The 22,359-nt window shown below is 40.8% G+C and carries 19 protein-coding genes; 9 read left to right on the top strand and 10 right to left on the bottom strand.

Translation table 11 applies throughout. The annotated features are described in order from the left end of the window. Positions 1-242: 242 nt before the first annotated feature. Positions 243-1,475 (bottom strand): tyrosine--tRNA ligase, encoded by a 1,233-nt coding sequence (gene tyrS / locus MMO42_RS17960; RefSeq protein WP_167251606.1) that lies wholly within the window; start codon positions 1,473-1,475, stop codon positions 243-245. Between the two features lie 61 nt (positions 1,476-1,536). On the opposite strand from tyrS, the gene MMO42_RS17955 reads away from it, so the two are divergent. Further along, entirely contained in the window at positions 1,537-2,670 is a 1,134-nt protein-coding gene (locus tag MMO42_RS17955) for an anhydro-N-acetylmuramic acid kinase (protein ID WP_005290569.1), read from the top strand. A gap of 50 nt (positions 2,671-2,720) precedes the next feature. Here the strand turns inward: MMO42_RS17955 and erpA are convergent, their stop codons facing one another. From erpA to MMO42_RS17930, 5 genes are all read right to left on the bottom strand, one after another. Next, positions 2,721-3,056 carry an iron-sulfur cluster insertion protein ErpA gene (erpA, locus tag MMO42_RS17950; protein ID WP_005186235.1) on the bottom strand — a complete coding sequence of 112 codons (336 nt, stop codon included), beginning with the start codon at positions 3,054-3,056 and terminating at the stop codon, positions 2,721-2,723. 122 nt (positions 3,057-3,178) lie between these two features. Then, positions 3,179-4,183, bottom strand: a complete 1,005-nt coding sequence (locus MMO42_RS17945) for a putative solute-binding protein (RefSeq protein WP_005290573.1) — start codon at positions 4,181-4,183, stop codon at positions 3,179-3,181. Positions 4,184-4,471: 288 nt separating this feature from the next. Then, positions 4,472-5,479 carry a putative solute-binding protein gene (locus MMO42_RS17940; protein WP_241321561.1) on the bottom strand — a complete coding sequence of 336 codons (1,008 nt, stop codon included), beginning with the start codon at positions 5,477-5,479 and terminating at the stop codon, positions 4,472-4,474. A gap of 217 nt (positions 5,480-5,696) precedes the next feature. Further along, the gene (locus tag MMO42_RS17935; RefSeq protein ID WP_241321560.1) at positions 5,697-6,698 is read right to left on the bottom strand and encodes a putative solute-binding protein; all 1,002 of its coding nucleotides are present in this window, start codon (positions 6,696-6,698) and stop codon (positions 5,697-5,699) included. A gap of 204 nt (positions 6,699-6,902) precedes the next feature. Further along, positions 6,903-7,910, bottom strand: a complete 1,008-nt coding sequence (locus MMO42_RS17930) for a putative solute-binding protein (protein WP_241321559.1) — start codon at positions 7,908-7,910, stop codon at positions 6,903-6,905. A 213-nt stretch (positions 7,911-8,123) separates the two neighbouring features. On the opposite strand from MMO42_RS17930, the gene MMO42_RS17925 reads away from it, so the two are divergent. From MMO42_RS17925 to MMO42_RS17910, 4 genes are all read left to right on the top strand, one after another. Beyond that, on the top strand, positions 8,124-10,046 hold the full coding sequence (locus tag MMO42_RS17925) for an ATP-binding cassette domain-containing protein (RefSeq protein ID WP_241321558.1): 1,923 nt from the start codon (positions 8,124-8,126) through the stop codon (positions 10,044-10,046). 326 nt (positions 10,047-10,372) lie between these two features. Further along, on the top strand, positions 10,373-10,930 hold the full coding sequence (locus MMO42_RS17920; protein ID WP_005146304.1) for a VTT domain-containing protein: 558 nt from the start codon (positions 10,373-10,375) through the stop codon (positions 10,928-10,930). Between the two features lie 243 nt (positions 10,931-11,173). Then, positions 11,174-12,331, top strand: a complete 1,158-nt coding sequence (locus tag MMO42_RS17915) for a PepSY-associated TM helix domain-containing protein (protein ID WP_241321557.1) — start codon at positions 11,174-11,176, stop codon at positions 12,329-12,331. Next, a complete protein-coding gene (locus MMO42_RS17910) occupies positions 12,315-12,491 on the top strand; it encodes a hypothetical protein (RefSeq protein WP_241321556.1) in 177 nt (58 codons plus the stop codon). Before MMO42_RS17915 ends, MMO42_RS17910 begins: the two co-directional genes overlap by 17 nt. A gap of 32 nt (positions 12,492-12,523) precedes the next feature. On the opposite strand, the gene gyrB is transcribed toward MMO42_RS17910, so the two are convergent. The 4 genes from gyrB to dnaA all read right to left on the bottom strand — a co-directional run bounded on the left by gyrB (position 12,524) and on the right by dnaA (position 18,978). Next, positions 12,524-14,992 (bottom strand): DNA topoisomerase (ATP-hydrolyzing) subunit B, encoded by a 2,469-nt coding sequence (gene gyrB, locus MMO42_RS17905; protein WP_241321555.1) that lies wholly within the window; start codon positions 14,990-14,992, stop codon positions 12,524-12,526. Positions 14,993-15,038: 46 nt separating this feature from the next. Beyond that, entirely contained in the window at positions 15,039-16,121 is a 1,083-nt protein-coding gene (gene recF, locus MMO42_RS17900) for a DNA replication/repair protein RecF (protein ID WP_005290596.1), read from the bottom strand. 27 nt (positions 16,122-16,148) lie between these two features. After that, a complete protein-coding gene (gene dnaN / locus MMO42_RS17895) occupies positions 16,149-17,297 on the bottom strand; it encodes a DNA polymerase III subunit beta (RefSeq protein ID WP_005146294.1) in 1,149 nt (382 codons plus the stop codon). Between the two features lie 286 nt (positions 17,298-17,583). Continuing rightward, complete coding sequence (gene dnaA, locus MMO42_RS17890) at positions 17,584-18,978, bottom strand: chromosomal replication initiator protein DnaA (protein ID WP_241321554.1); 1,395 nt, start codon at positions 18,976-18,978, stop codon at positions 17,584-17,586. A 671-nt stretch (positions 18,979-19,649) separates the two neighbouring features. On the opposite strand from dnaA, the gene rpmH reads away from it, so the two are divergent. Genes rpmH through yidC form a run of 4 tightly spaced genes read left to right on the top strand, consistent with a single transcriptional unit; the run spans position 19,650 to position 22,300 of the window. Next, positions 19,650-19,784, top strand: a complete 135-nt coding sequence (gene rpmH, locus MMO42_RS17885; RefSeq protein ID WP_000831329.1) for a 50S ribosomal protein L34 — start codon at positions 19,650-19,652, stop codon at positions 19,782-19,784. A gap of 27 nt (positions 19,785-19,811) precedes the next feature. Next, a complete protein-coding gene (rnpA, locus tag MMO42_RS17880; protein ID WP_004656857.1) occupies positions 19,812-20,207 on the top strand; it encodes a ribonuclease P protein component in 396 nt (131 codons plus the stop codon). Between the two features lie 9 nt (positions 20,208-20,216). Beyond that, the gene (yidD, locus tag MMO42_RS17875) at positions 20,217-20,537 is read left to right on the top strand and encodes a membrane protein insertion efficiency factor YidD (RefSeq protein WP_005146289.1); all 321 of its coding nucleotides are present in this window, start codon (positions 20,217-20,219) and stop codon (positions 20,535-20,537) included. Positions 20,538-20,542: 5 nt separating this feature from the next. Next, on the top strand, positions 20,543-22,300 hold the full coding sequence (gene yidC / locus MMO42_RS17870; RefSeq protein ID WP_241321553.1) for a membrane protein insertase YidC: 1,758 nt from the start codon (positions 20,543-20,545) through the stop codon (positions 22,298-22,300). Positions 22,301-22,359 lie beyond the last annotated feature (59 nt).

Raw genomic sequence — 22,359 nt, 5'->3', positions numbered from 1 at the left:
TTATTCTCAAACCCAAAAATTTAACCCTTAAGCCAAATCCTTGTTTCTCAACAAGTTTTTATCTGCATCACCGCCGATGGATGTGCATTCTACAGTATTTCAGACTGGGTGCAACCCCATTTTTTATTATTTTCTTTTGCATGTTTCTTTTTTCTACAAAACCAGTGTTTTCGTTGTTTTTATCAGCTATTTACGTATAAAAAGCAGGCTCATGGCCTGCTTTTTATTATTTTCATTTCGATTTAGTCAGTGAAAGTCACACGTGCAATGGCTTTTTTGCCTGACTGAATGATTAAAGTGACATTCTCTTTTACAGAGAAGCTCATATCAACCACATTCCAGTCGACTTTTACTGCACCACGACCAACTGCATCTTTTGCAGCAGCCGCATTCGGGTTTAAACCAGCAACACGCAGAATGGTTGCAATAAATAACTCGCCACCAAACTCACCACGAGAAATCGTCACTTCTGGTGTATCTTCTGGCACTTCACCTTCAGTGACACGGTTACCTGCACTCTTATGTGCATTTTCTGCTGCTTCTGCATCATGGAAACGTTCAACTAGCTCAAGTGCCAAGATCCGTTTGATTTCTTGCGGGTTGCGACCTGCAGCCATTTCATCAAGCAAGACTTTAATTTCATCGAGTGACTTAAAGCTCAGTAAATCAAAATAACGCTCAATCAAGCTATCTGGCATTGACAAGATTTTTTGGTACATCGCGCCTGGTGTGTCAAATACGCCAATATAGTTGCCTAAAGATTTAGACATCTTATTGACGCCATCTAAACCTTCAAGAATCGGCACAGTAATACACACTTGTGATTCCTGACCATAACGGCCTTGTAAAGTACGACCCATCAACAAGTTAAAGGTCTGGTCTGTACCGCCTAACTCAACATCGGCCTCAAGTGCAATCGAATCGTAGCCTTGTACCAATGGGTACAAGAATTCATGAATCGCAATCGGCTGATGGTTGTTATAACGCTTGGTAAAGTCATCACGTTCTAACATACGTGATACGGTTTGCTGGCTTGCCAATTGAATGAGATCAGCCGCAGATTTTTGATTAAACCATTCCGAGTTAAAACGGACTTTGGTTTTATTCGGATCTAGGATTTTAAAAACTTGTTCTTGGTAGGTTTTCGCATTGGCAATCACTTGTTCTTGTGACAACGGCGGACGCGTTGCGCTTTTACCCGTTGGGTCACCAATCATTGCTGTATAGTCACCAATCAAGAAAGTGACTTCATGTCCCAAATCTTGAAAGGTTTTTAATTTATTAATTAGAACCGTATGTCCTAAGTGTAAATCAGGAGCCGTTGGGTCAAAGCCTGCTTTTACACGGAGTGGACGATTCTCTTTCAGTTTTTTAAGTAAATCTTCTTCAGAGATAATCTCGTGCGTGCCTCGTTGAATGAGAGCAAGCTGTTCTTCGGCTGGCAAGAAATTTGACATCACAAAACCTAAACACATCAGTTATTCAATTTGTGCGATATACTAACATTTTTTCAGCATCTTGCAGGATAAGTTGTATATGAGCGCAATCTATATTGGTGTAATGACAGGCACGAGCATGGATGGTGTTGATATTGTTGCAACTTCATTTGATCCTTTAACGCTGCATGCTACGCTGACTGTGCCTTTTGAGCCTGAATTACGCGATGAATTGATGGCATTAACGCTTCCAGACGACAATGAAATTGATCGTATGGGTAAAGCCGATGTCGCTTTGGCGCAAATGATTGGTCATGGCATCAATGAATTGATTGAAAAGAATAATTTAGATCGTACTCAAATTAAAGCCATTGGTTCGCATGGACAAACCATTCGCCATCGTCCTGAACACGGTTTTACCTTACAAATTGGTGACCCCAATATCATTACCGAAATCACGCAACTCCCTGTCGTGTCTGATTTCCGTCGTCGTGATATGGCAGCAGGTGGCCAAGGTGCGCCTTTAGTGCCCGCCTTCCATCAAGCCTTATTCCTCCATGACAGTATCCACCGTGTCATTTTAAACCTAGGTGGGATTGCAAACGTCAGTATGCTGCCTGCAAATGATTTAAACGGCGTATATGGCTTTGATACTGGCCCTGCCAACATTTTGATGGATGCATGGTGCCATCGTCACACTGGACATCCTTATGATGAAAATGGCGATTGGGCGGCGTACGGTAATCCAGTGCGTTCATTGTTAGATCGTTTACAGACCCATGAATTTTTTGCCAAAGAACCCCCTAAAAGTACAGGACGCGAAGACTTTAATCTGGAATGGCTCGATGAACAGCTGAGTGATTGGCGTAGTGGTCTAGAATATGAAGAATTAGAAGATACGCCAGAGAATATTCAAGCGACCTTAATGAAACTCACCACACGTGCGATTAAGAAAGCAATTTATCGTAGCAAGGAATGGATGCCGACAGGTGAAATTTATGTCTGTGGTGGTGGTGCCTATAACTCGCATCTACTTGAACAACTGCGTTGGCGCCTACGTAAACATAATTGGTCCGTGCAAACAACGGATGCGCTTGGTCTAGCACCAACTTGGGTAGAGGCAACTGCTTTTGCGTGGCTGGCGATGCGCTTCGTACAACAGCTGAGTGGCAATTTACCCGCTGTGACAGGGGCAGCTGGGGATCGTATCCTTGGAACAATAACCACGGTATAAAGCAAAAAAAGCTTCTCAATTGGAGAAGCTTTTTTTATATCTAGAATCTGTTAGATCGAGAACGATGAACCACAGCCACAAGTTGTCGTCGCATTCGGGTTCTGGATCACAAAGCGTGAACCTTCCAACCCTTCAAGGTAATCAACAACTGAACCGATCAAATACTGGTAGCTCAAAGAATCGACCAACATTTTTACATCGCCATTCATGAACTCAGCATCATCTTCATTGACGCTTTCAGCAAAATTAAAGCCATAAGAGAATCCTGAACATCCACCACCTGTTACATAGACACGTAACATAAGGTCGTTATTCCCTTCACTTTCGCGCAATTGGCGAACTTTTTTGGCAGCATTATCTGACAATTCTAGAGCTTGGGCGTTCATGATGCACATTCCTCAGACTTCAATACGTCTTTAATAAATAAAAGACCCGATATTTAGTATAGCATACTCAATATCGGGTCTGTATTTGAAGTTTAAAGTCCTGTTAATGACTTTTTACAAGATTATTTATAGTTCTCATCTTGTAGACCACATTCAAAGTTCTTTGCATCTTCGCGGCAACGGAATTGCCATAACAATTTCATCATTCGCTTGTCATAAATGCCTTTTGCAGTCAGATTAATACGAGCTTCGCGCATCAACTTTTGATAGCCTGGTTTGTCAGACGCTGGTACTTCCATCCAATATTTTTGTGGAATATCTGCTTTCATTTTTCCAAGAATCGTAAATGCACGCGGTAACTGTGCTTTGACCCATTCTCTTGATTTTTGACCAAAACCAGCAGGGAATTTATCTGGATGAATAATTAAATTACCTGTCACTTGTAGAATCGGATAATTCACAATCGCACCTTTAGTTCCCAAGCCCTTATATAATTCTAAAGGTTTGAATGCTGCCGCTGGCGCACCAATAATATCGACCTGACCATTGTTAAACTTTGCACCAAAGTTGGTGATATCTGAACTGACCGCTTGTGCACCGACTTGCGAAGCCATAATTTTTTGAGCTTCGTCATAATCTAAAACGGCGATTTTCTTACCTGCCGCCTTGGCAACAGTATTGATATTACGGTCATTCACCAGCAAATAGGCATCACCAACAGGGATAACTCCGACGACTTCATATTTACCATTCACCATCGCTTTGGCAAAAGCTGGACTCGCCAAGCCTTGCATCACCTTTACAGCAAGCTTAAGGTCGGTAATTGCACCGATCGCATCCAATGATCCAGTAAATGGGTTGAACTGGCGACCACGCATACCTGTGATACTGACGCCATCACATTTACCCGCTTTAAAGTCCTCTGCGATTACAGCTTCATTGGTCGCGACTTTCAGTTCAATATCAGCACCCCATGTTTTTGCAGCAAGCTGATAATCTTTCATCAATGCATAGACATCGCCACTTTTACCCACGATATCGAATACACAAATTGTTTGTTTTGCCTGAGCGCCTACAGATACCGCAGCAATACCTGTTGCGAGTAATAATGTTTTAAACCATTGCATTTTATTTTTCCTTTGCATCTATGCTGATTGTTGTTGCATCGCACCCAAAAATTAAAGAATTACCTTATATCCTGCTCTGGGCTTTCAAATGAAAATATGTTTTTGTTCAATCATGTCCAATCTTCCCGATTAAAACATATTTTAAATCTTCAAGATTTCATTTGGCTTTTTATATACGAGTATGATTACGATCTTTCAAAATAAAGACAATGACTCAAATGACAAAGCCTAAAAAACAAAAAGCCTAGATGAATCTAGGCTTTAAGTATGATGTATCGCAATTACTGATTATTCACCAGGTAATGCACATTCAAAGTTTGCTTTATCTACTGAACAACGCGCTTTTTTCAATACAGACATCATACCAGCATCGTAAATACCACGTTTAGTCATTTCTAAACGGCCATCACGCATTAATTTTTGATATTTCAATTTGTCTTCAGGCGTTAAATTCATTTTGTATTTCGCTGGGATTTCAGCTTCATAACGCTTGATCATTGAGAATGCTTTTGGAAGTTGCTTCACAAAATAATCACGAGATTTTTGACCAAAACCTGCTGGGAATTTTTCTGGACGTAAAACTAGATCCGCTGTTACTTGTAGTACAGGGAAGTTAAACATCGCACCATTGGTACCCAAACCTTTGCTTAACTCTAATGGCTTATAGGCATAAGCAGGCGCACCTACCATGTCCACTTGACCATTGTTAAATTTAGCAGCGAAGTTAGAGATATCAGAAAGTACAGCTTGAGCACCTACGCGTTGTACCATGATTTTTTGCGCATCGTCATAACCCAATACTGCGAATTTTTTACCCGCTGCTTTTTCAATTGAGTTAATGCTCTTGTCACGTACGAAAATGTATGCGGCACCCATTGGAGCGATACCACCAATTTCATACTTATTCCCACCTAAAGTGGTGGTCATTTTTGCTGCATTACGTGCGTCTAGAACATAAGTAATTGCACGTTGTGCAACTTCATTACTTGGTGCACCACCTAATGAATCTACCGAACCAGCAAATTTATTATATGGACGAGCACGCATTGCTGTCATTGCAACGGCAGCACATTTACCTGCTTTAAAGTTGTTATCCGCAACCTGCTCATCTGTAAGCGCGAGAAGGTTGACATCAGCACCCCAGCTTTTTGCTGCGAGTGCCCAGTCTTGCATCATTTTGTATGATTCACCTGACTTTCCTAATAAGTCGAATACACACACGTCAATTGCTGCTTGAGTAGAAGCAGATACACCTAAGATCGAAGTTGCTGCAATAGCAAGTGCAATTTTTTTCATATTTTTCATCCCTTCACAAACTTTATGTTTGTCTCCTTGTTCGAAGCAAATATTAATCATGTTTTCTGAAAAAAAATAGAGCTTATACTCTATTTTTATATCTAGTTTGTATATTTTTTACCCTGTTTTATCTATTTCTATTATTTTCATAGGCAAATTTGTTATATATGCCTACCTTTGTTTATAGATTTATATTTTTGTACTGCTGTTCTCCTTGTTATTCACCACTCAAAGTACACTCAAAGTTTGTCCGTTCAACCGTACAACGGGCACGCTTCAGTACATTCATCATACTAGCATCGTACACGCCTTGCTTGGTTAAATTCATACGACCATCACGTAACATTTTTTGATAACGGACTTTATCTTCGTTCGACAAGGTAATTTTTCTCGCGTTCATTCCTGCTTCTAAACGTTGCACCATGGCAAAGTTACTTGGCAGTTTATTAACGAACCATTGTCGAGATTGTGGACCAAATCCATTCGGGAATTGGCTCGGACGGATAATCAAGTCACCTGTAATGTTCACCACAGGAAAATTAAACAGCGCACCATTGGCTAAGCCTTTACTAATTTCGAGCGGCTTATAGGCATATGCGGGTGCCGCAATCACATCCACCTGACCACTATTAAATTTTTTCACAAAATCAGAGATATCAGATGGGACAGCGACCAAATCTATGCTTTCAACAATGGTTTTTTGTGCTTGATCATAATGTAAATATGCAAATTTTCGACCTTTGGCTTTTTCAATGGTATCGATCTTTTTGTCGCGAACAAAGATATACGCCAATCCCACTTGGATAATCCCTGCGACTTCGAATTTATCACCATTGACCGTTGCAGTTAAACGATGTTGATTGCGTTTATCCAGTACATAAGTAATCGCCTTTTGTGCAATCGCATTACTGGTGACTGCACCGACAGCATCGACAGAACCTGCAAATTTATTATATTTACGTGCACGCATGGAGGTCATATACACGCCATCACATTTGCCCGCATCGAAATCTTTTTCTGCTTTTTCTTCATCTTGATAAGGAATTAATTCTACATCACCTTGCCATGTTTTAGAGGCAAGCTTCCATTCTTCAATCAGTTTATAAGACTCCCCAGCCTTACCCAATAAATCAAAAACACAAATTTGTTGTTTTGCCTGCACAGGAGTAGTCATGACAAATAGAGCCGTAGCACTCAATGCCCAAAGTCCTTTTTTCATCTCGTTTTCCCTTATTTTACTATCTTGCACAATTTTCCATCAGTGCTCGATAAATATAGTCAGCTTTTGCCTAAATGCATAGCGCTTTTATATACATACATCGGGTTTTCATTGGTTTTAACAATCTTGATCACATTTTAATGTTTTAGGCCAATATCGACTCAAAAGGAAGATGCTGAACATCTTACCCCTCTGTATCTGAGTTTATTCGCCACCTAAGGTACATTCAAAATTGGTCCGATCCACGGTGCAACGCGCACGTTTGAGTACGTTCATCATGGTGGCATCGTAAATACCACGTTTGGTCAATCCCATCCGTGCTTCACGCAGGATTTGCTGATAACGGGTTTTATCTTCAGTGCTGAGATTTATTTTGTATTTTGCAGGCAATTCTGATTCAAGACGTTGGATCAGAGCAAAGTTGGTATTGAGACGACCTAAGAACCATGCACGGGAATTTTGCCCAAAATTACTGGAGAATTTTTCAGGGCGAATAATTAAATCCATAGTCATATTCACAGCAGGAAAGGTAATAATCGCTCCATCATTGCCCAACCCTTTATGCAACTCTAATGGTTTATAGGCATACGCGGGTGCAGCCATAATATCGGCCTGCCCATTATTAAACTTTTTGGCGATATCAGACACATCTGCAAGAACCGCTTGCCCTCCCAAACTTTTGACCACAATTTTTTGTGCTTCGTCATAACCAAGAACAGCAAATTTCTTGCCTTTGATTTGCTCAATGGTATTCATTTTCTTGTCTTTGACAAAAATATAAGCTAAACCAATTTGTGAAATTCCAGCAACTTCATAGTTTTCATGATCTACAGTGCTGATCAAACGGCGTTGATTGCGTTTATCCAAAGCAAAACTAATTGCTTTCTGTGCAATGGCATAACTCGGAACAGCGCCAATGGCATCAATTGAACCTGCAAATTTGTTATAACGGCGTGCACGCATGGAGGTCATATACACGCCATCACATTTGCCTTGTTCGAAGTCATTTTCAGCCAGTGCTTCATTTTGGTAACTGATCAAATAACTATCACCGCGCCAAGCTTTCGCAGCTAAAGCCCATTCCTCCATGGCCTTATAAGCCTCTCCGGATTTGCCAAGCAGATCAAAAACACAAATCTTGGTCGCTGCCTGTGTTTCTGTATGCACGCCCAAAATCAGCATTGCCCCCAATGCAAGAATTCCCTTCTTCATCCTTAAATCCTATTGCTGTACTTTTAGTCTAATTACTTATTTTTTCATATAATTTAAATGATAATCTGATTCGCGTCACAAAAATAGAGCTTTTGCTCTATTTTATAATTGATTGATCAGCTCAATCCAAACAAGTTGATCTTCAATATAAAAATTTGCATTCATGGGCGATCACCTTAAAATGCAGCTATCTATTCGCTATTTTGCATACTCATGATCCAGTTTGACCAAGTTTCATTACGCCGCGGTGGGCGTGTTCTGTTCCAAAAAGCATCGATGCAGCTCCATCCAGGTTGGAAAATTGGTCTCACAGGGGTAAATGGTGCAGGTAAATCAACTCTGTTTGCTGCATTTTTAGGTGACTTGGTCGCAGATGAGGGCAATCTGACCCGCCCAGCAGTCTGGACTGTTGCGCATATGGCGCAAGAAATTAAAGCCTTAGAAATGCCAGCAATTGATTTTGTCTTGTCTGGCGATGAAGAATACTGGGACATTCAAGAAAAATTAGCGCATCCAGATCAACTCAGTAATGATGAGTTGGCGCAACTTCATGGCCGTTTTGATGAAATTCATGGCTATGCTGCACCTGCCAAAGCTGCGCAACTTATGGCTGGACTCGGTTTTCTGGATAATCAAATCCGTTTAAATGTGGCGAGCTTCTCTGGCGGCTGGCGTATGCGTTTAAATCTTGCACGTACCTTGATGAGCCGTTCAGACTTCTTATTACTGGATGAGCCAACCAACCACTTAGATTTAGATGCAATCTTGTGGTTAGAAGACTGGCTTAAAGCGTATGAAGGTACACTAGTTCTGATTTCACATGACCGTGATTTCCTCGATGCCATTACCGACCATATTCTACATATTGAAAATCAGGAACTGACGCTATATACGGGCAACTATTCAACCTTTGAAACCACACGTAGCGAACGTTTAGCGCAACAACAACAAGCGTTTGAGAAACAGCAAGAAACACGTGCACACTTACAAAAGTTTATTGATCGTTTTAAGGCAAAAGCGACTAAGGCCCGTCAAGCGCAAAGCCGTATCAAGCGACTTGAGCGGATGCAACAGCTTGCCCCTGCACATGTCGATACACCATTTACCTTTAGCTTCCGTGAACCGACCAAAATGAGTTCACCTTTACTAAGTTTAGATGCAGCCACCATTGGTTACGGCGATAAAATGATTGCCGAAAAGATTCGTCTGCAAATCACCCCTAGTTCACGTATCGGTTTATTAGGGATGAATGGTGCCGGTAAATCAACGTTGATCAAAACTTTGGTCGGGGATTTGCCACTTTTGGCTGGTGAACGTAAGGCTTCTGAACTGCTCAATATTGGTTATTTTGCTCAGCATCAAATGGATGCATTAGATGCCAATGCCAGTCCAATGCTACAACTGGCCCGTATTGCCGACAAAAAAATCAGTGAAGCTGCATTACGCGCCTTTCTAGGTGGATTTGGCTTTAGCGGTGAACGTATGGACACTCCATGCGAAAGCTTCTCTGGCGGTGAACGCGCGCGTCTCGCTTTGGCCCTTATTGTATGGTTACGTCCAAATGTTTTGATCCTAGACGAACCAACCAACCATTTGGATTTGGATATGCGCCATGCCCTAACAATGGCATTGCAAGATTTTGAAGGGGCTGTAGTTTTGGTCTCGCACGAACGTCAGTTGATTGCCAGTGTTTGTGATGACCTACTGTTAGTTCATGCCGGTAAATGCACTGAATTTGAGGGTGATTTGCAAGACTACGCCAAATGGTTACGTGAAGCACGCCAGCAACAAATCAATGCGCAGAATGCATCACAGCAGCAAACAGTAAATACCCCAGCTGGAAAAGTTGACAAAGAAGCGCAACGTAAAGAGACTGCCCGCCGCCGTGAATTGACTCGTCCAATTCGTAAAAATATTGAAAAAGTCGAAGCTCAAATTGAAAAGGTTCAGCCTCGCTTAGCCGAAATTGAACATGCGTTGGCAGACAGTGCACTGTATGATGCCAATCGCAAAGATGATTTGATCAAGCTGATGAATGAACAAAATGAGCTGAAGGCCAAGTTGGAACAGCATGAAGAACAGCTGTTAGAGCTGATGATGGAACTGGAAGAATTAGAAGGTTCCTTTACTGACTAAGTTCGTATTGATCCATACATGCTCATTTGTTGCATGTATGGATCGCATCATTTTAAAAACAACTCTTCATTTTTCTGATCTAAAAAGGATGCAGATACTTAAAAACACTATGAATATCATTAAAAGTGTCATGAATTTGTCGATAATTTAAGATAAGGTAAAAATTGGAATTTTCTCAGAAAATTGAGCTTTAGCTTCAGGCTCGATATACTCGGCTCCCACTGTTGTATAGTTATCACTAACGAATGAATCCTGAGGGTTAAATTCATTTCACATTTTTTGTACTTTAATTTGGTGAGTACTCTATTTTGGATTATACAAACTGAATGAATTCTTTAGATTTTATTTTTAATTTTGAACATATTTTGCCTGTCTTGGTTCAAGAATATGGCTTATGGATTTATTTCATCCTTTTTCTGATTATCTTTTCAGAAACCGCCTTTGTTTTTATGTTCTTTTTACCAGGCGACAGTCTGTTATTGACGGTGGGGGCATTATGCTCCGTGGTTGAAATCATGCATCTTGGCTACATGATCAGCTTACTGTTTTTCGCCGCGGCATTGGGTTATATGGTGAATTACCATATTGGCCGTCATTTTGGCGATCGTATTTTCAATGTTAAGTCACGCTTTATTAAACAAGAATATCTGCAAAAAACCAATGTGTTCTTCTTAAAGCATGGTGGGAAAACCATTCTACTGGCTCGCTTTATTCCTTTTGCTCGTTCATTTGCGCCGTTGGCTGCAGGTTCAAGCAACATGAATTATAGCCACTTTGTGGTGTACAACATTTTAGGCGCTTTGCTCTGGATCAGTGTTTTAGTCACGGCAGGCTATTTGTTTGGCCATGCATTAATTCAAGTCAGCGACTTTGTTGAAAACTGATCAAATATTTGGCTAGTCATCATTTCCAGACTCATTCAGCTCAAGCTTCAATAGATCACTGATAGGTAGTTGATTTCTTCGGCTACCTTTTTTTAATCATTTTATTCCGTGTAAGGTTTCACGTGGAACGTAAAAAACAATCGTAAATAGTAATGAAAATAATTATCAATAAAAATAGAATCACTTTATAAAAACACGAATCTTAAGGAAGCCAATGTACTCACCTTCATTGGAAAGCCAGTTATGAAGCAAACAGCAACTGCCATTAAAAAAACCAACTCGCGCTGGTTTCGCATCAACTTATGGATTCATCGTTGGGTCAGCTTAGTGATCGTGATCCCCTTTGCGATTTTATCCATCACTGGAGTGATACTGATTTTTCATGAGGAAATCGATCATGCGCTCGGTGTTGAACCGACAGCCCTACACTCCTCAATACAGCAACAACGACCATTAGCTGATTCAATTGCGACAGCACAGAAAACTTATCCCAATGAGTACATTATCAGTACAGGCTACGATCCTGAGCATCATCCAGGTGTGTTATTGATCGGTATGGCCAAACCAGAGCAAAGCTTTGAACAAGCACGTTGGTTATTTGCAGATATTGGTTCTGCGACATTGATTCAGCAACCGAATGAACGGGATACCCTAACGGGCTTCTTACTGGAACTGCACGCCAACTGGTTTTTAGGTTTTATTGGACAATTGATTGGTGCATTGATTGCATTTTTAGTGTTCTTATCACTGGTTTCAGGATTGGTGGTCTATGCCCCCTATGTCAAAAAATTCTTTTTTGGCATTATCCGCATTGGCAAAGGTCAGCGCTTGTTACAGCTCGATTTGCATAATTTAATCGGTTCCGCGATTTTAGGTTGGGCTTTGGTGGTAACTTTGACAGGTTTTTTACTCGGCTTTGGTACGGTTGCGATTGGTGTGTGGCAAATCACTGAACTAAAAGCCCTCCAAGACAAATATCAACATGCCAGCGTGACTCATCCAAACTTAAGCATTGATCAGGTTTATGCGGCTGCACAGAAAGGTGAAGTCGGTTGGCACCCCACCAGTGTGTTCTACCCAAAAACAGAATATTCAACTCAGGGACATTACATGGTCTTGCTGCAAGGCAATGAGGGCTTACAGGAAAAAATGCTGAAAGTCGCCTTGGTTAATGCTGAGACAGGACACGTCGATACGGTTGAAGAATTGCCCACCTATCTGAAAGCCATCTTACTGTCACAACCTTTGCATTTTGGCAATTATGGTGGTATGCCCTTAAAGATTTTATGGAGTCTATGTACCTTACTCACCTTATTTATCACCCTAAATGGCGCATGGTTATGGTGGGCAAAACGTCAGCAAAAAAGCCTAAAAGGAGTCAATAATGCAACTGTGGAATAAGTTAAGTGTCTTATGGCTACTGGCTTTATGCAGTGTTTCAGGGATTATTGGAATGCTGCTGATGGATGGTATTGCAGATGTTATTTTTCTAATGATCACCCTGCTACCCCTGTTGGTTGCAGGATGGAGAGCTTATCTTTTACAACAGCGCAAAAGATAAGCCATGTTATTTGGTATTGATGCCTAAATTAATTAAGCATCAATATCTGCATTTAACGCATTTTCTTCAATGAAGGCACGACGTGGTTCTACATCATCACCCATCAAGCATGAGAACATACGATCTGCTTCAATCGCATCATCAATGGTCACCTGCAACATATTGCGGTTTTCAGGATCCATCGTGGTTTCCCAAAGTTGCTCAGCATTCATCTCACCCAAACCTTTATAGCGTTGGATCATCATACCGCGACGTGAGTCTTGCAAAATGTGCTGCCACACTTGATGGAAATTGCTGACTTGGATGCGACGCTCACCTTTTTGTAGGTAAGCTCCTTCTTCAATCAGCTTGAACCAGCTCTTAGAGTTCTTCAATAAACGTGCATACTCAGCAGAATTTAACAGACCCGCATCGAGTAAATAAGAATGCGGTAAGTTATGCACATAGACCGTAACACGTGGCCAATAATGCGCTGATTTCTCACCTTGTGCATTTTCACGCTCAAATGATTCTAAGGTAATCTCAGGACGTAAGCTTGGTTGTAATGTTTCAATCGCAACACGTAATTGCTCAGCCCATGATTCGACATAGTCACGTTCATGGTTGTGATCTGCTTTAAAGGCTTCAAGCTCAAGTAAACCATCCAACAAACTTGCAGGATAGCGTTGAGTGAGACGTTGTAAGCTCTTTTGCGACACTTGATAATCAGCAATGACACTTGCGATTGCCGTGCCAGTAATCGCAGGTGCTTCAGCACTGACATGTAAAGCCAGTTCATCAATCGCGTTTGAAATCAGGAAGGTTTCAAGTGCATCATTATCTTTGATGTACTGCTCTTGCTTGCCTTTTTTCAACTTATACAATGGCGGCTGTGCAATATAAATATATCCACGTTCGACCAATTCTGGCATTTGACGGAAGAAGAAGGTCAATAACAAGGTACGAATATGTGAACCATCCACGTCCGCATCGGTCATGATAATGATTTTGTGATAACGTAATTTGTCTGGATTGTATTCTTCACGTCCAATCCCACAGCCCAAAGCGGTAATCAAAGTTCCCACTTCCTGACTGGAAATCATCTTGTCAAAACGTGCACGTTCAACGTTCAGGATCTTACCTTTTAGCGGTAAAATTGCCTGCATTTTACGGTTACGACCTTGTTTGGCACTACCGCCCGCAGAGTCACCCTCGACCAGATAAAGTTCAGACAATGCTGGATCTTTTTCCTGACAGTCTGCCAATTTACCTGGTAAACCAGCGATATCTAAAGCACTCTTACGACGTGTCATTTCACGTGCTTTACGTGCTGCATCACGCGCACGTGCTGCATCAATAATTTTGCCAGCAATCGATTTCGCCGCTTGTGGATTTTCCAGCAAATAAGCTGAAAACTCTTTGTTCATGGCCTGCTCTACCGCAGGTTTCACTTCACTCGAGACCAATTTTTCTTTGGTTTGTGATGAGAATTTTGGATCTGGCACTTTCACTGAAATAATTGCAGTTAAGCCTTCACGCGCATCATCACCTGTGACAGCGACTTTTTCTTTCTTAAGAATATTTTCACTTTCAAGATACTGGTTTAAACCGCGAGTTAATGCAGCACGGAAACCTGCAAGGTGCGTACCACCATCTTTTTGTGGAATATTGTTGGTAAAGCAGCGAACGTTTTCTTGATAACTTTCATTCCATTGCAATGCAACTTCAACGGCAATACCGCTATCCGTATCCGCAGTGAAATGGAAAATCTCATTTAAATGGGTTTTACCTTCGTTAATATATTTAACGAACTCAGATAGACCACCTTCATAATCATAAACATGTTCGAAGTTTACACGCTCATCACGCAATACAATTCGCACACCTGCGTTTAGGAAAGAGAGTTCTCTTAAACGGCGAGCCAAAATATCAACATTGAAAATGGTTTGGCTAAAAGTGAGTTCACTCGGCCAGAAACGAACCGTTGTACCCGATTTATCAGTTTCACCCACGACCTTTAGTGGATATTGCGGATCGCCATGCGCGTATTCTTGCTCATGGGTTTGACCAGCACGATGGATAGTTAAATGCAATTTTTTAGACAGCGCATTTACAACCGATACACCCACACCATGCAAACCACCAGACACTTTATAGCTGTTGTCATCGAACTTACCACCCGCATGCAGAATGGTCAGAATTACCTCTGCTGCCGACACCCCTTCTTCAGGGTGAATATCGGTTGGAATACCACGACCGTTATCGGTTACGCTAACAGATTCATCTTCGTGAATGGTCACTAAAATCTCGTCACAGTGTCCTGCTAAAGCTTCATCGATGGCGTTATCCACCACCTCAAACACCATATGGTGTAAACCTGTACCGTCATCGGTGTCACCGATATACATGCCAGGACGTTTACGAACCGCGTCTAATCCACGTAATACTTTAATACTAGAGGAATCATAAGCCTTTTCATTTGTTTGTTCTGTTTGAGAGACTGATTGAGACTCTGAACTCATGGTTACTCCCTAGTAATATTGATCTATTTAAAGATGAAAAATAAAATTATGGTGCAGCAAGACTGACTTGACCGTGAACAACGTGGAATAATTGAAAAGAAATCGACAAATCCTGTAAGTGTTTTAATACCGATGCATGGTCTAAGGTGGTCATAAAAACTTGACTCCCTAACTGACTCAATCGCTCAATTAAACGCTGTTGTGCAGTCTCATCTAACTCTGCTGTCAGATCATCTAATAATACCACAGTTTCCTTATTACTCGCATGTAGCATTGCAATTTGTGACAGTTTTAATGCCATGATTAACAACTTTTTTTGCCCACGAGATAACACATCATCCGCATTGCCAAAAGGCGTTTTTAAACGTAAATCAGCGCGATGCGGACCATACTCGGTATAGCGCCGATCAAGGTCTTTTTGATGCTGCTGAATCAAGTCCTGCAATAGGCCTTGCTCAGTATGAAAGCCAGGATTGTATTCCAGTTCTATCTCAAGATTGGGTAGAAGTTGCTTTAAATCTTCATGGAAAAATTGGTTCCATTGCTCAACAATACTGACCCGTTGTGAGTGCAGCATTTCGCCATAATCACTCAGCATTTTATTCCAAGGCTCTAAATCAGCCAAAGTTAGGTTACGTCGTGTCTTGAGCAAACTATTACGTTGTTTTAGTGCGCGAGAATAGTACTGCCATGCAAAATAGAACTCAGGTTCCACGTGGAACATTAACCAGTCTAACAACTGGCGTCTTGGCTTTGCGCCATGATCAATAATATCGGTGCTTTGTGGATCGATATGTTGTAAAGGCAATAATTTTGCCAATTGACCTTGAGTCGCAATGGTGTCGCCATTGACTTTAATCACCTGTTCGCCCGAAGCCAACTTTTGCATACCAATACGTTCACTGGCCGATTGCGCAAAAACAATTGCATCCCCTGCTTCATATTGAATGTAATGTTTTGGAATATGGGTGCGAAATGAACGGCCTGTTGCCAGCAAATGAATCGACTCTAGAACTGAAGTTTTTCCAGAACCATTTGCGCCGTAAAAAATATTAAACGGTTGCAACTCATGGAGTGCAACCGTCTTTAAATTACGTACACGTTCGATATTTAAACGCGTGATTTGCATGCTTTAAAACTCAAACATCAATCGTCATTAAACTCGCATTGGCATCACGACATAAGTTTGATCAGGATGCGCTGGATCTTGAACAAGCACCGACTGATTGGCTTCACTCATGCTCATTTTCACGTCATCACCATCCAGTACACCAAGTACTTCAAGGATATATTGCGCATTAAATGACATTTCTAAAGGTGCATCTTGATATTGAATCGCAATATCTTCGACCGCCTCATCTTGTTCTGGGTTATTGGCACGCAACTGCAATGAATCTTGATTAAAATTCAAGAAAACACCACGAAGTTTTTCATTACTTAAAATAGCAACACGTTGTAAAGATTGCTTGAATACATCATGAGCAATAAAAACATGCTTATCACCATTTTTTGGAATCACACGGCGATAATCTGGGAACTTTCCATCGATCAACTTGGTGGTGAAACGCACGGTAATATCACCCTGCTCTTTATCACGGCTTGGCGTATTAATGGTGACATTCAACAATTCACGTCCAATCAACAGGGTCAACTGTTCATCTTCAATACTCAATAAACGTTGTAATTCACCAACCGCCTTACGCGGAACAATTGCCTGCATCGGTGATGCAGCTGTTGATGAGGCCAACACTTCACACAAAGCTAAACGATGTCCATCAGTTGTTACTGTACGCAATTGATTTTGATCAATTTCCAGTAAAGTACCAGTCAAATAAAAACGAACATCCTGTACAGCCATTGCAAAGGCTGTTTTTTCAAATAATCGCTTCAATTCGCGCTGCGTTACCTGAACTTGTGTACCCTGACTATTTTCAGTGGTTAACAATGGATAATCTTCAGCAGGAAGCGTACCTAACACAAAACGGCTATTGCCCGATTTTAAGATACAGCGTTGGTCTTCTGTAATTTGCAAATCAATCAAGGCTGCTGTTGGAAGAGATTTACAAATTTCGACTAATTTACGTGCAGGAACTGTTGTTTCACCTGCTTCTAAACAAGCACCATCAGCTAACGTTGTGCTTGCAACCAATTCAACTTCTAAATCAGAACCCGTAATCGTTAAGGCCTGTTGGGTGGTTTGAATTTTGACATTTGAAAGAATATTCAAGGTATGGCGACGTTCAACAGCCCCCACCACATGTGATAAAACATTGACTAAACTTTCTTTAGCGATTTTCAAACGCACGATTTTATTCCTCTTACAACAGAAGCTGATATGAATGTTAGCAGTGTACTATGCTGCACTTAAAAGCAGTTTGCAACTCTGAAAGTAGGGTCTATAGACATTTAATCGCCCAATTCACTTTTGCTGATTCAAGTAAAGAAGGTTGTGCCTTGTTTTTGCATGAAAAATCGCTAAATGAGACTAAGGCTATATTGAACAGCTTGCCAAAAAATAGATATTTACTGGGCTGATTGTCTTCATTCAGCCCTATTTTCATCGCAAAGATCAAATATCACGACGCCCAAGATTAACTTTGCAGCAAACGAAGCAGATTTTTATAGTCTTCATTAAAAATTGGATCTTCTTCACGCAAACTCGTAACTTTTTCACAAGCATGCATCACGGTACTGTGGTCACGACCACCAAAGGCCATTCCAATTTCAGGAAAACTGTCTCCAGTTAATTCGCGTGCAAGCCCCATAGCTAACTGACGCGGGCGTGCATAAATACGGGTACGTTTTGGTCCAACCAATTCTTTGAGTGGGATGCGGAAATATTCACTCACCACACGCTGAATATTTTCCACACTAATGGTCCGTGCACGAATTGCCAAAACATCTTTTAAAGATTCACGCACCACATCAAGGTCAATGACTGTACCTTTGAAACGTGAAATCGCCACCACTTTATTGAGGGCACCTTCAAGCTCACGCACATTGGCAACAACTTGTTGAGCAATAAATAAAGCACAGTTACGAGGTAAATCAACGCCACTATTTTCAGCTTTTTTCAGCAAAATTTCGATTCGAGTTTCAATATCTGGTGGCTCAACACCAACAGAGAGCCCCCAAGAAAAACGAGAGACCAAACGTGGATCGAGTTCAGTGAGTTCTTTTGGATAACGGTCTGAGGTTAAAATAATCTGTTTAGATTCATCAAGTAAAGCATTGAAAGTATAGAAAAATTCAACCAGACTTGCTTCTTTACCAGCAAGTAAATGAATATCATCGACCAATAACAAATCTAAAGAACGACAATTTTTCTTAAACTCTTCAACCTTACCCTTCTGTAAAGAACTCACAAAGTCTTGTACAAAACTTTCTGAAGTCATATACATCACACGTGCATTGGGCTTTGCTTGTAATAACGCATTCCCCACTGCTTGCATTAAATGTGTTTTACCCAGACCAGTTGGACCATATAAAAATAGAGGATTGTGCTGCGATGCACCCAATTGGGTTAAAACCTTACGGCATGTTTCAGCAGCCATCTGGTTTGATCGGCCTTCCACAAAGAGTGAAAAGGTAAATAAGGAATTTAACTGTCTTTTCTTGGGTATTTTGCTGACATTCTGATTGGGTTGTACCAAATCTGATTCTTTTTTAATTTTTGTTGGAACAGAAACTTGTGTGGTTAAAGCAGCTGTCGTGGTTGCAGGTTGCTCATGAGAAGACAAAATGGTACCTGGACGCGAATCAACCAAGATTTCAACCTGACGTACTCGACCTTCTGATAATTGCTCAGCAAGAATCGAAATCAACTCTAAATGATTGTCTTGAATATAACGAGTCCAATAAGGATTGGGTGCATATAAACGCATCACACCGTCAACTTCTTCAGCAACCAAAGGACGAATCCACATCGCAAAGACGTTGTCAGAGAGCTCTTGTCGCAAGCGAGTTAAGCAGTCTGTCCAGAGCATGTGCATCCCCTATATATCCATTTTTTAAATTCAAAAACAAAGAAATCACCAGCCCCATCTTCCGAAGGGGTCGCCATTCTAACCAAGTTATCCACATCTGTCAGGCAAATTTATGAGACTTTTGCTGAAAAAGAAAGCAATCGTTTATAAATTCAAATTTAAAACCACATGTGCATAACTTTTTGCACAAGCTGTGGATAGTTTTAACCGTCAAGTTATCCACAAACTATAAAAATGATAAAAACATGGTTATCCACAAAGTAACTATATGTTTATTTATAAAAAAACACGCCTTTCCACAGAATAAATCCACTCTAATAGTAATAAATTTAAATTTTAAAATTTGAATTTACTTATAAGGTTCACTCGAATTGTGGATAACTGAGCATATCGAAATTTAAATTCAAAATCCAAGAATTAAATTTAAAATACAAAATGAATTGTTGATAAGCTTGTGATTAAGGTGTGAATATAACGTAATGTTGATATAATTTAAATAGATAGCATGTGTATATTTTTTGTTTTCAACTCAACAGATAAAGTTCGCCTTTCTCTACTGATGTCAAACAGAACAAACAAAATGTAAAGATTTTGATTTTCCATTGACAGACTGAGCTTTGCACCATAAAATCGCGGACCTTTATAGAAAGATCATTTTTGGGAGTTTCGATATGAAACGTACTTTCCAACCATCTGAATTAAAGCGTAAGCGTGTTCATGGTTTCCGTGCTCGTATGGCAACAAAAGCTGGTCGTCAAGTTTTAGCTCGTCGTCGTGCAAAAGGTCGTCATAGCTTAACTGTTTAATACTGTTAAGCTGACCAGACTTGGGTGATGACACTTTACAGTTTTGGCACTGAATCTCGTATTCGTTGTGCTGCAGATTATAAAAGTGTATTTGATGGTGCGCTTTTTAAAGTGCATCAGCCCCATTTCCTTTTTTTAGCAAAATTAACCGAACAGCCGAAAAGCCGTTTGGGTATTGTTGTTGCTAAAAAAAAGGTGCGCCGTGCGCATGAACGAAATCGAATAAAACGTCTTGCTCGGGAGAGCTTTCGCTTACATCAAGCGCAATTTAATGCTGATATCGATATTGTGGTGATGCCTAAAGTTGGTATAGAAGCAATCGCAAATCAAGAATTACATCAACAATTAGATTTTGCTTGGCAAAAATTACAACGCTTAGCAAAGAAGCATTCTAAAGTCGTTGTGACATCCCTCCAAAATTAGAGATCTCCAATGGTACGTTTACTACATTGGTTGATAAGATGTTACCAAATTGCAATTAGTCCCTTATTGGGTCCTCGTTGTCGCTATATTCCCACTTGCTCTCAATATGCAATTGAAGCACTGCAGACACATGGTGCAGCAAAAGGTGTATGGCTTTCGACTAAGCGAATTTGCCGTTGTCATCCTTGGGGTGGTTCAGGCTATGATCCGGTCCCACGCAAAGCACTTCGTTTTATTTCGTTTCATCAAATAGATTCTCAAATGCATCACGTTGCTGTACCCTTTCGTGATCGTTTATTCAAGCAAAATCTCTCTAACCATTTGGGATAATAGATATGCAACAATGGGCCAGATTTGCAATTCTTGGAGCCATGTTTGTTACCGCATATTTGCTTATTTTGGCTTGGCAAAAAGATTACGGTCATGCGACACCAGCTCCGCAACAACAAGCGGCTGTTGTAAGTGCGCATGACGTATCTGCAGATTTGCCAAATGCTCAAAATGCAACAGCGGCTTCAGACTTGCCACAAGCAAATGTGACTGCATCACAAGCCACAGAAACACCTTCTGTGAGTCAGCAATTGATTTCAGTACAAACTGATCTTTATCATCTTTGGATCAATCCAAAGGGTGGTGATATTGTTCGTATTGAATTGTTAAGCCACGATGAAAGCAAAGACAGCGAAAAACCTTTCGTTATGCTGGAAAGTGATGCGAAACGTACTTACGTCGCTCAATCTGGCTTAATTGGTTTAAATGGACCTGATAGCAGCCGTAGTGGTCGTCCAATGTATGATGTTGAAAAAACAGCATATACTTTGGCGGATGCAAAAAGCGTCGCATCGAAAGATGGTAAAACACATCAAGTTTTGACTGTGCCGTTGGTATTTAAAACACCAGAAGGCGTAGAAGTGATCAAATCGTTCACCTTCACGCAGGGTGATTATCCGATTACGGTAAAACACCAAGTCATTAACCGTAGTCAGCAAAACTGGCAAGGTCAAATGTTTGGTCAGTTAAAGCGTGATAATTCAGACGATCCAGGTAAATCTTCGCAAGGTATTTTCACTTTGGGAACCTATCTGGGTGGCGCTTGGGGTGCACCAGATGCACACTATAACAAGTTAAAATTTACCAATTTTAATGATGAAAAACTAAATGTTGATGCAAAAGGTGGCTGGGTTGCTATCGTTCAGCATTATTTTGTAAGTGCTTGGATTCCTGGGAATTTAAAACTTACTCAAGCTGATGGTCAACCCTATGTTGCTAAGCTGGAATCTCGTCAGTCTGCTGATCACATGAATATCATGGGCTTCACTTCTCCAGTGATTAATGTACCAGCGGGTACGTCAATGGAAGTGGATGCTAAGCTTTATTCTGGTCCAAAAGTTCAGTCTGAACTGAAAGACTTGGCTGATGGTTTAAACCAAACTGTAGATTATGGTTGGTTATGGCCGATTGCTAAATTGTTATTCTTAGGTCTGCAATTCTTCCATAACATCATTGGTAACTGGGGCTGGTCAATTATTCTATTGACGATCTTGGTGAAACTGATTTTATGGCCACTTTCTTCAAAAAGTTATCGCTCAATGGCGAAAATGCGTGTGATTGCACCTGAAATGCAACGCATGAAAGAAGAATTTGGTGAAGACCGTATGCGTTTCTCACAAGAAATGATGGCCTTGTATAAGCGTGAACAAGTCAATCCATTATCTGGTTGCTTGCCGTTATTATTACAAATGCCGATTTTCTTGGCCTTGTACTGGGTATTGATGGAATCTGTTGAACTCCGTCATGCACCATGGTTAGGCTGGATTCAAGATTTATCAGCAATGGATCCATGGTTTATCTTGCCGTTGATCATGGGTGTGACCATGTTTGTTCAGCAAATGTTGAACCCACAGCCAACTGATCCAATGCAGGCAAAAGTATTCCGTATCATGCCAATCATGTTTACGGTATTCATGTTGTTCTTCCCTGCGGGCCTCGTGCTTTACTGGATCGTCAACAACAGTATTACCATTTTGCAACAATGGTTTATTAACAAAGGTGTCGAAAAAGACCGTCTCAACAAGGTTGAGCCGAGCGCTTAAGTTCGAACTTTTACTGAATAAATCCGCTTAAGATGGTAATCTTAGGCGGATTTTTCTTT

Origin of the sequence: Acinetobacter sp. ANC 3882, assembly GCF_022549545.1 — a bacterium.
Taxonomy (GTDB): Bacteria; Pseudomonadota; Gammaproteobacteria; order Pseudomonadales; family Moraxellaceae; genus Acinetobacter.
This window is presented reverse-complemented; position numbering and strand designations above follow the sequence as displayed.

Bases quoted from the DNA above. Each gene is read 5' to 3' on its own strand.
- tyrS (WP_167251606.1), bottom strand. From the start codon at position 1,475: ATGTGTTTAGGTTTTGTGATGTCAAATTTCTTGCCAGCCGAAGAACAG.
- MMO42_RS17955 (WP_005290569.1), top strand. From the start codon at position 1,537: ATGAGCGCAATCTATATTGGTGTAATGACAGGCACGAGCATGGATGGT.
- erpA (WP_005186235.1), bottom strand. From the start codon at position 3,056: ATGAACGCCCAAGCTCTAGAATTGTCAGATAATGCTGCCAAAAAAGTT.
- MMO42_RS17945 (WP_005290573.1), bottom strand. From the start codon at position 4,183: ATGCAATGGTTTAAAACATTATTACTCGCAACAGGTATTGCTGCGGTA.
- MMO42_RS17940 (WP_241321561.1), bottom strand. From the start codon at position 5,479: ATGAAAAAAATTGCACTTGCTATTGCAGCAACTTCGATCTTAGGTGTA.
- MMO42_RS17935 (WP_241321560.1), bottom strand. From the start codon at position 6,698: ATGAAAAAAGGACTTTGGGCATTGAGTGCTACGGCTCTATTTGTCATG.
- MMO42_RS17930 (WP_241321559.1), bottom strand. From the start codon at position 7,910: ATGAAGAAGGGAATTCTTGCATTGGGGGCAATGCTGATTTTGGGCGTG.
- MMO42_RS17925 (WP_241321558.1), top strand. From the start codon at position 8,124: ATGATCCAGTTTGACCAAGTTTCATTACGCCGCGGTGGGCGTGTTCTG.
- MMO42_RS17920 (WP_005146304.1), top strand. From the start codon at position 10,373: ATGAATTCTTTAGATTTTATTTTTAATTTTGAACATATTTTGCCTGTC.
- MMO42_RS17915 (WP_241321557.1), top strand. From the start codon at position 11,174: ATGAAGCAAACAGCAACTGCCATTAAAAAAACCAACTCGCGCTGGTTT.
- MMO42_RS17910 (WP_241321556.1), top strand. From the start codon at position 12,315: ATGCAACTGTGGAATAAGTTAAGTGTCTTATGGCTACTGGCTTTATGC.
- gyrB (WP_241321555.1), bottom strand. From the start codon at position 14,992: ATGAGTTCAGAGTCTCAATCAGTCTCTCAAACAGAACAAACAAATGAA.
- recF (WP_005290596.1), bottom strand. From the start codon at position 16,121: ATGCAAATCACGCGTTTAAATATCGAACGTGTACGTAATTTAAAGACG.
- dnaA (WP_241321554.1), bottom strand. From the start codon at position 18,978: ATGCTCTGGACAGACTGCTTAACTCGCTTGCGACAAGAGCTCTCTGAC.
- rpmH (WP_000831329.1), top strand. From the start codon at position 19,650: ATGAAACGTACTTTCCAACCATCTGAATTAAAGCGTAAGCGTGTTCAT.
- rnpA (WP_004656857.1), top strand. From the start codon at position 19,812: ATGACACTTTACAGTTTTGGCACTGAATCTCGTATTCGTTGTGCTGCA.
- yidD (WP_005146289.1), top strand. From the start codon at position 20,217: ATGGTACGTTTACTACATTGGTTGATAAGATGTTACCAAATTGCAATT.
- yidC (WP_241321553.1), top strand. From the start codon at position 20,543: ATGCAACAATGGGCCAGATTTGCAATTCTTGGAGCCATGTTTGTTACC.